9 protein-coding genes and 1 riboswitch are annotated in these 7,863 nt (G+C 77.3%); all 9 genes read left to right on the top strand.

The features are described from left to right. A partial coding sequence (locus C5507_RS21635) for a vWA domain-containing protein (protein ID WP_487246495.1) occupies positions 1 to 538 on the top strand: 538 nt, incomplete at its 5' end. A 1-nt stretch (position 539) separates the two neighbouring features. Further along, a complete protein-coding gene (gene cobO / locus C5507_RS21630; RefSeq protein ID WP_104530551.1) occupies positions 540 to 1,154 on the top strand; it encodes a cob(I)yrinic acid a,c-diamide adenosyltransferase in 615 nt (204 codons plus the stop codon). Positions 1,155 to 1,263: 109 nt separating this feature from the next. Beyond that, a complete protein-coding gene (locus C5507_RS21625; RefSeq protein ID WP_104530553.1) occupies positions 1,264 to 2,664 on the top strand; it encodes a cobyrinic acid a,c-diamide synthase CobB in 1,401 nt (466 codons plus the stop codon). After that, a complete protein-coding gene (locus C5507_RS21620; protein WP_104530550.1) occupies positions 2,651 to 3,343 on the top strand; it encodes an energy-coupling factor ABC transporter permease in 693 nt (230 codons plus the stop codon). Before C5507_RS21625 ends, C5507_RS21620 begins: the two co-directional genes overlap by 14 nt. Continuing rightward, positions 3,340 to 3,648, top strand: coding sequence for an energy-coupling factor ABC transporter substrate-binding protein (locus C5507_RS21615; protein WP_104530549.1), 309 nt, complete (start codon positions 3,340 to 3,342; stop codon positions 3,646 to 3,648). The genes C5507_RS21620 and C5507_RS21615 overlap by 4 nt, the downstream gene beginning before the upstream one ends. Beyond that, entirely contained in the window at positions 3,645 to 4,382 is a 738-nt protein-coding gene (gene cbiQ, locus C5507_RS21610; RefSeq protein WP_104530548.1) for a cobalt ECF transporter T component CbiQ, read from the top strand. The genes C5507_RS21615 and cbiQ overlap by 4 nt, the downstream gene beginning before the upstream one ends. After that, positions 4,379 to 5,224 (top strand): energy-coupling factor ABC transporter ATP-binding protein, encoded by an 846-nt coding sequence (locus C5507_RS21605; RefSeq protein ID WP_104530547.1) that lies wholly within the window; start codon positions 4,379 to 4,381, stop codon positions 5,222 to 5,224. The genes cbiQ and C5507_RS21605 overlap by 4 nt, the downstream gene beginning before the upstream one ends. Positions 5,225 to 5,416: 192 nt before the next feature. Further along, complete coding sequence (gene cobA, locus C5507_RS21600) at positions 5,417 to 6,760, top strand: uroporphyrinogen-III C-methyltransferase (protein ID WP_249027844.1); 1,344 nt, start codon at positions 5,417 to 5,419, stop codon at positions 6,758 to 6,760. A 112-nt stretch (positions 6,761 to 6,872) separates the two neighbouring features. After that, positions 6,873 to 7,025: riboswitch (cyclic di-AMP (ydaO/yuaA leader) on the top strand. Between the two features lie 14 nt (positions 7,026 to 7,039). After that, a partial coding sequence (locus tag C5507_RS21595) for a coiled-coil domain-containing protein (RefSeq protein WP_428839423.1) occupies positions 7,040 to 7,863 on the top strand: 824 nt, incomplete at its 3' end.

Genomic DNA, 7,863 nt, shown 5'->3' with positions numbered 1-7,863 from the left:
GATGGCCTTCACCGGGGCCACCGGGGAGGCGGGCGCCCTCGGCCGCCGGGCGGTGGACCTGGCGCGGGAGCACGGGGACGACGAGCTCCTGGCCCACGCCCTGCAGGCCAGCCTCTGGAACGGTCTGTGCCCGGAGGACGCCCCGGACAAATTCGCCCGCGCGGAGGAGCTGTCCCGGCTGACCGGGCTGCCCACCGGGGGGCGCACGCCGCTGGCCGCCGGCCTGCTGCGCGCCCACGAGGTGCTGCGGGTGGAACGGGTGCGCGATCCGCGGCGCCGGCCACTGCTCGTCGTCGTCACCGACGGCCGGGCCACCGGAGCGCGCGGCAGCGATTCCCTCGGCGAGGCCCGCCGGGCCGCCGGGTTGGTGGCGTCGGCCGGCACCGCCGCCGTGGTCGTGGACTGCGAGGCCGGGCCGGTCCGGCTCGGGCTGGCGGCCTCGCTCGGGCAGCAGCTCGGGGCGCAGACCCTGCGCCTGGAGGAGCTGGGCGCGGAGTCGCTGGCGAGCACCGTGCGCGACGTCCGGAAGGCGGCCTGACATGCCCCAGGGACAGGTCGCCGTCACCCCGCAGGACGGGCTGACCACCCGGCAGCGGCGCAACCGCCCGCTGCTGGCCGTGCACACCGGCGAGATGAAGGGCAAGTCCACCGCCGCGTTCGGCATGGCGATGCGCGCGTGGAACCAGGGCTGGTCGATCGCGGTCTACCAGTTCGTCAAGAGCGCCAAGTGGAAGGTCGGCGAGGAGAACGCGCTGACCGCGCTGGGCCGGCTGCACGAGCAGACCGGCGAGGGCGGCCCGGTGGTCTGGCACAAGATGGGCTCGGGCTGGTCGTGGTCGCGCCGCGCGGGCACCGAGACCGACCACGCCGCCGACGCCGCCGAGGGCTGGGCGCAGATCAAGCGCGACCTGGCCGCCGAGGCGCACCGCTTCTACGTTCTCGACGAGTTCACCTACCCGCTGAAGTGGGGCTGGGTGGACGTCGACGACGTCGTCGGGACACTGACGAACCGGCCGGGCAGCCAGCACGTCGTCATCACCGGGCGCGACGCCCCTCCGGCGCTGATCGAGGCCGCCGACCTGGTCGTGCAGATGACCAAGGTCAAGCACCCGATGGACGCCGGCCAGAAGGGCCAGCGAGGGATCGAGTGGTGACCGACCTCCCACCCCCCTCCCGAGTTGATCATCGTCGGCGTGCGCGATCCTGCGGCGTGTCGGCGCGTGTCGCGTACACGGAGACGGTGATCAACTGGGGTTTGACGTGGTGACCGCCCACCGGGTGCCGCGGGTCGTGCTGGCCGCGCCGTCGAGCAACGCCGGCAAGACCTCGATCTCCACCGGCCTCATCGCCGCGCTCACCGCCCGCGGCCTCACCGTCTCCCCGCACAAGGTGGGTCCGGACTACATCGATCCCGGCTATCACGGCCTGGCCGCCGGCCGGCCCGGGCGCAACCTGGACCCCTGGCTGGTGGGCGAGGAGCGGATCGCCCCGCTGTTCCTGCGCGGCGCCCTGCACCCCTCCCCCGCCGACGTCGCCGTCGTCGAGGGCGTGATGGGCCTGTTCGACGGCGCCGCGCACCCCGCGGTCCCGCCGGGCTTCGGCTCCACCGCGCACGTGGCCCGGCTCCTCCAGGCACCGGTCGTGCTGGTGGTGGACGCCGCCTCGCAGGCGCACAGCGTCGCCGCGCTGGTGCACGGGTTCGCCACCTTCGACCCGGCCGTGCGCCTGGGCGGCGTGGTGCTCAACCGGGTCGGCAGCGACCGGCACGAGTCGATCCTGCGCGAGGCGCTCGGCGCGGCCGGCGTGACCGTGCTCGGCGCGGTGCGCCGGGACGACCGGCTGAGCACGCCGTCGCGGCACCTCGGCCTGGTGCCCGCCGCCGAGCGCGCCGCCGAGGCGCTGGCCACGGTGCGCCGGCTGGGCGAGGTCGTCGCCGGCGCCGTCGACCTGGCCGCCGTCCTGGCCCTCGCCCGCTCCGCTCCCCCGCTGGCCGCCGTCCCCTGGGACCCGGCGGCCGAGGTGGCCCCGGTCGCGACCCGGCCCCGGATCGCGGTCGCCGGCGGCCCGGCCTTCACCTTCGGCTACGCGGAGAACGCCGAGCTGCTGGAGGCCGCCGGCGCGGAGGTGGTGACGGTGGACCCGCTGCGCGACGAGGCCCTCCCCCCGGGCACCGCCGGGCTGGTGGTCGGCGGCGGCTTCCCCGAGGTGCACGCCGCGGAGCTGTCGGCCAACGAGGGCCTGCGGGCCGACGTCGCCGCGCTGGCCGGCCGGGGAGCTCCCGTCGCCGCGGAGTGCGCCGGGCTGCTGTACCTGGGCCGCGAGCTGGACGGCGTTCCGATGTGCGGCGTCCTCGACGTGGCGACGGCGATGGCGCCGCGGCTCACGCTCGGCTACCGGGACGCCGTCGCCGTCACCGACTCGGTGCTGGCGCCGGCCGGGACGCGCGTGCGCGGGCACGAGTTCCACCGCACCGCAGCCGTCCCGGCGGCCGGGCCCACCCCCGCCTGGCAGTGGTCGACCGGGGCCGCCGAGGGCTTCGTCCGGGGGGCGGTGCACGCCTCCTACCTGCACCTGAACTGGGCCGGCAGCCCCCAGCTGGCCGGTCGCCTCGTCACCGCCTGCGCCACCGCCCCACGATCGGAGAACGCCCGTGCACATCGCTGAAGGTTTCCTCCCGGCCGGGCACGCGGTCGGCTGGACGATCGCCGCCGCGCCGTTCGTCGTGCACGGCGCCCGCGCGGTCGCCAAGGAGGTGCGCGAGAATCCCGAGTCCACCCTGCTGCTCGGGGCGGCCGGGGCGTTCACCTTCGTCCTGAGTGCGATCAAGCTGCCCTCGGTCACCGGCAGCTCCAGCCACCCGACCGGCACCGGCCCCGGCGCGATCCTGTTCCGGCCACCGGTGATGGCGCTGCTCGGCACCGTCGTCCTGCTCTTCCAGGCACTGTTGCTGGCGCACGGCGGGCTGACCACGCTCGGGGCCAACGCCTTCGCCTTCGCGGTGGTCGGGCCGTGGGTGGGGTACGGCGCCTACCGGCTGACCCGCGCGGCCGGCGCCGGGCTCCTGCCCGCCGTCTTCGCCGGCGTCGCGCTGGCGGACCTGGCCACCTACGTGACGACGTCGGTCCAGCTGGCTCTGGCGTTCCCCGACGCGAGCACCGGGGTCGCCGGTGGCCTGGTCAAGTTCCTCGGCGTCTTCGCCGTCACCCAGATCCCGCTGGCCATCGGCGAGGGGATCCTGGGCGTCCTGCTCTTCCGGGTGCTCACGGTCAACGCCCGGCCGGAGCTGGAGCGGCTGGGCGTCCTGCCACCCGCTCCCCTGGCGCCCACCGGCGGTGCGGCGTGACCCGGCGAGCAGTGGTCAACGCGCTGCTCGTCCTCGCCGTCGTCGCGCTGTTCGCCGTCCCGCTGCTGGTCGACGGCGGCGCCTCGGAGTACGGCGGCACCGACGCCGCCGTCACCGAGCAGCTGGAGGCCGAGGGCTACACGCCGTGGTTCGAGTCGGTGTTCAGCCCGACCGGCGACGTCGAGTCGGGCCTGTTCGCCCTGCAGGCCGCGCTCGGCGGCGGCGTGCTGGGCTACGTGCTCGGCCGGCTGCGCGGCCGGCGGACGGCGACCGGCCCCGGCGCGCCGGGCACCGAACCGCGGTGACCGGGCTCGCCGTCGACGACGCGGCGTGGGCCAGCGCCTGGCGCGGGCGCGCGCCCACCGACAAGCTGCTGCTCAGCGGCGGCCTCGTGGTCACCGCGCTCGTCCTGCCCGCGTGGCCGGGCAGCCTGCTGGTCGGCCTGGCCGCCGTCGTGCTCGCGCTCGGGCCGGCGCGGGTGCCCGCCGGCACCTTCCTCCGCGCCGTCCGGTGGCCGCTGGCCTTCATCGCGGTCGGCGCGCTCACCGCGGTCGTCACCGTGGACGGCGGGGGCCTCGGCTGGGCCCCCGACGCCGGTGCGCGGGCGGGCGGGCTGGTCGGGCACGCACTGGCCGGCACCGCCGCGGTGCTGCTGCTGGCGACCACCACGCCGATGTCGGACCTGCTGCCGGCGTTGCGGCGGCTGCGGGTGCCGGCCGCGGTGGTCGAGGTCGCCTCGGTCACCTACCGGCTGCTGTTCGTGCTGCTGGAGAGCCTCGGCGCGGTCCGTGAGGCGCAGGCCGCGCGCATGGGCTGGTCGTCGCCGCGCCGCTCCTACCGGTCCGCGGGCCTGCTCGCCGCGGCCGTCCTCACCCGCTCGTGGGACCGCGCCCGCCGGATGCAGGAGGGGCTGGCCGGCCGTGGCATGGAGACGGGACTGCGGGTGCTGCCCGAGTCGCAGCCGTCCTCCCGCGCCTTCCTGGCCTCCGGCCTCGTCCTGCTGGCGGCGATCGTCGGCCTCACCCTGGGAGCGCGATGAGCCACCGGACGCTCGCGGCGGCGGGGCTCGTCGCCGGCTACCCGGGGGCGGCCCCGGTCCTCGACGGCGCCGACCTGGTCGTGCCGGCCGGCCGACGGCTGGCCGTGCTCGGCGCCAACGGCTCGGGGAAGACGACGCTGCTGCGCTGCCTGTCCGGGGCGCTGCGTCCGGCCGACGGCGTGGTGACCGTGGACGGCACGGCCGTGGCGCACACCCGGCGCGGGCTGCGCGAGCACCGGCAGGTCGTCCAGCTGGTGCTCCAGGACCCCGACGACCAGCTGTTCAGCGCCTCGGTCGCCCAGGACGTCTCCTTCGGCCCGCTGAACCTCGGTCTGGACGAGGACGCCGTGCGTGCCCGGGTGGCCGAGGCGCTGCGGCTGCTCGCCGTCGGCCACCTCGCCGCGCGGCCCACCCACCAGCTCTCCTACGGCGAGCGCAAGCGGGTGGCGATCGCCGGGGCGGTGGCGATGCGCCCGTGCGTCCTGCTGCTCGACGAGCCCACCGCCGGCCTCGACCCCTCCGCCGTGACCGACACCCTGGCCGCGCTGGCCCGCCTCCAGGAGCACGACTCGACCGTGGTCATGAGCACGCACGACGTCGACCTGGCGCTGTCGTGGGCCGACGAGGTGGCCGTGGTCGTCGACCGCACCGTCGTCCAGGGCGCCCCGGGCGAGGTGCTCAGCGACGACGACCTGCTGCGCCGGGCCCGGCTGGCCCGCCCGTGGGCCCTGGAGATCGGCGGCCGGCTGCGGGCGCTGGGCCTGCTGGCCGACGGCCCGCTGCCCCGCGGCGTGGCCGACCTCCTCGCCGCGCTGCCGGACCGGCCGGGGGTGCCGAGGTGAGGACCGTCGGCATCGGCCTGTCCTCGGGGGTGTCGGCCGAGGAGGTGCTGGCCGCCGTCGACGCCGTCCTGCCGGGCGCACCCGCCCCGCTGCGGCTGGTCACCCTCGACCGCCGGGTGGCCGAGCCCGGGCTGGTGGCCGCCCGAGGCGGCCGCACTGCTGGACGGCGGGGCGCTCGTCGTCGGCAAGACCGTGCACGGCCGGGTCACCGTGGCCGTCGCGCTCGACCCGTCCGCCTCCGCACCGACGACGACGACGACGAAGGAGCACCCGCTGACCCCCGATGCCGCGCCCGAGGTCCTGCACCCGGTGGGGCTGCGCCTCTCCGGCCGTCCCGTGGTCGTCGTCGGAGGCGGGTCCGCCGCCCACCGCGGCGTCGTCGGGTTGCTGGAGGCGGGCGCGCTCGTGACGGTGGTGGCGCCCGCGGTGACGCCGGCGCTGGAGTCGCTCGCCGCCAGCGGCGCCCTGACCTGGCGCCCCCGGGCGTACCGCCCCGGTGACCTGGCCGGGGCCTGGTTCGCCCTGGCCGCCACCGGCGATCGAGGGGTCGACGGCGCCGTGGCCGGGGAGGCCGAGCGGGTCCGCATCTTCTGCACCCGCACCGACGCCCCGGCGGAGGGCAGCGCCACGCTGCCGGTGACCGGCCGGTCCGGCGACCTGGTGGTCAGCGTGCACGGCACGGACGACCGGCGGACGCCGGCCGCGGTGCGGGACGCGGTCCTCGCCGGGCTGGCCGACGGCACGCTGCCCGTCCGCTCGCCGGGCCCGCGCGGCGCCGGCGGGCGGGTGGTGCTGGTCGGCGGTGGGCCCGGAGATCCCGGGCTGATCACGGTGCGCGGCCGGCAGGCGCTGGCCGAGGCCGACGTCGTGGTCGCCGACCACCTCGGGCCGCAGACGCTGCTGTCCTCCCTGCCCGCCGACGTGGAGGTCGTGGACGCCTCGAAGCTCCCCCGCGGCCGCGCGATGGCCCAGGAGCGGATCAACGAGCTGCTCGTGCAGCACGCCCGGGCCGGCCGCCGGGTCGTGCGGCTCAAGGGCGGTGACCCGTTCGTCTTCGGCCGGGGCATGGAGGAGGTCGAGGCCTGCGCGGCGGCCGGCGTCCCGGTGGAGGTGGTCCCCGGTGTGACCAGCGCCGTCGCCGTCCCCGCGCTGGCCGGCGTCCCGGTGACCCACCGCGGGCTGACCCACGAGTTCGTCGTCGTCTCCGGTCACCTGCCTCCCGGGCACCCGCAGTCGCTGGTCGACTGGCCGGCCGTCGCCCGGCTGCGGGGCACGGTCGTGGTGCTGATGGGCGTGGAGACCGCTCCGGCGATCGCCGCCGCGCTGGTCGAGCACGGCCGGGACCCGGGGACCCCGGTGGCGGTGGTCTGCGAGGGCTCGACGCCCGCCCAGCGGACGATCCGCACCACGCTCGCCGGGCTGCCCGCCGCCTTCGCGGCGGGGGACGTCCGCCCACCGGCGGTCTGGGTGGTCGGCGGAGTGGCGCACTTCGGCGCGCCGGTGACGTCGCGTGAGCGGTCGATCCGCCAGGGCTGAAAGGTGCGGACCGATCCGTCCGCTCGCGTGGTGGGCGTCGGGATCGGCACCTAGCGTGGGTCCGTCCGGACGGCCCGCGCGTCGCTCCACCGGTGACAGCCGCCCGGACGCCGCCGAACCACCGCCGGCACCGGCCGGCACGAGGACCGGGGACCCATCGCTCTCCTGGGGTGGAGCGACCGACGGCCCGCACGGGTCGCCGGACGCCGGGCGTCTTCCCGCCCGAACCCGTCAGCTGACCCGGTAGGCGGCCGTGGAAGAAAGGACAACCCGCCGAACATGGCGAGTTCGCTCAGCCCTGCCCATCGACGGATCACCGGACGGCGGGCGCTGCTCGCCCTCCTGGCCGCCGGCGGCGTCGCCCTGACGCCGTTCCCCGCCGCCGCCGACCCCCGGCCGCAGACGTCCCAGGACGCCGCCGCGCTGATCGCCGCGAAGGCGCACGACCTGGAGGTGCTCACCGAGCGGTTCAACGAGACGCGGGAGCTGCTGGAGGACACCCAGGAGGCCGCTGACCGCGCCGCCGCCGACCTCGCCGCCGCCCACGCCGCCCTCGCCGAGGCGCGGGACGACGTGCGCACCGTGGCCCGCAGCGCCTACACCGGGGAACGGCTCGGCACGCTGCAGGCGATGCTGACCAGCGGCTCGCCCACGGACCTCATCGACCGGGTCGGCATGCTCGACACGATCGCGACCCACAACGACGCCGTGCTGGGCGACGCCCGCCAGGCCGGCGACGCCGCCGACCGGGCGCAGGCCTCCGCCGAGCAGGCGGCGACCGAGGCCCGGGCGCAGGTCGACCGGGTGACCGCCCAGCGGGCCCGGCTCGACGAGCAGATCGCGCTGTACCAGGCGCAGTACGAGCGGCTGGACGCCGAGGAGCAGCGCGCCTCGCGGGCGGCCGCCGAGCGGCACGCCGTCGAGCAGGCGGCCGCGGCGCAGGCGCAGGAGGCCACGCCCGCAGAGACCGCACCCGCAGAGACCGCACCGGCAGAGGCCGCACCGGCAGAGGCCGCACCCGCAGAGACCGCACCGGCAGGAGCCGCACCGGCAGAGGCTCCGCGCGCCCCCGCGCCCGCCCCGGCTGCCGCGCCCGCCGTGGC

It is taken from the genome of Blastococcus saxobsidens (assembly GCF_002938435.1).
Lineage (GTDB): Bacteria > Actinomycetota > Actinomycetes > Mycobacteriales > Geodermatophilaceae > Blastococcus > Blastococcus saxobsidens.
The sequence above is the reverse complement of the archived record's forward strand: the minus strand, read 5'-3'. Positions and strand labels throughout refer to the sequence as shown.

What these genes read in the sequence shown, in the direction of transcription:
- C5507_RS21605 (WP_104530547.1), top strand. Translation starts at nt 4,379, where the DNA reads ATGAGCCACCGGACGCTCGCGGCGGCGGGGCTCGTCGCCGGCTACCCG.
- cobO (WP_104530551.1), top strand. Translation starts at nt 540, where the DNA reads ATGCCCCAGGGACAGGTCGCCGTCACCCCGCAGGACGGGCTGACCACC.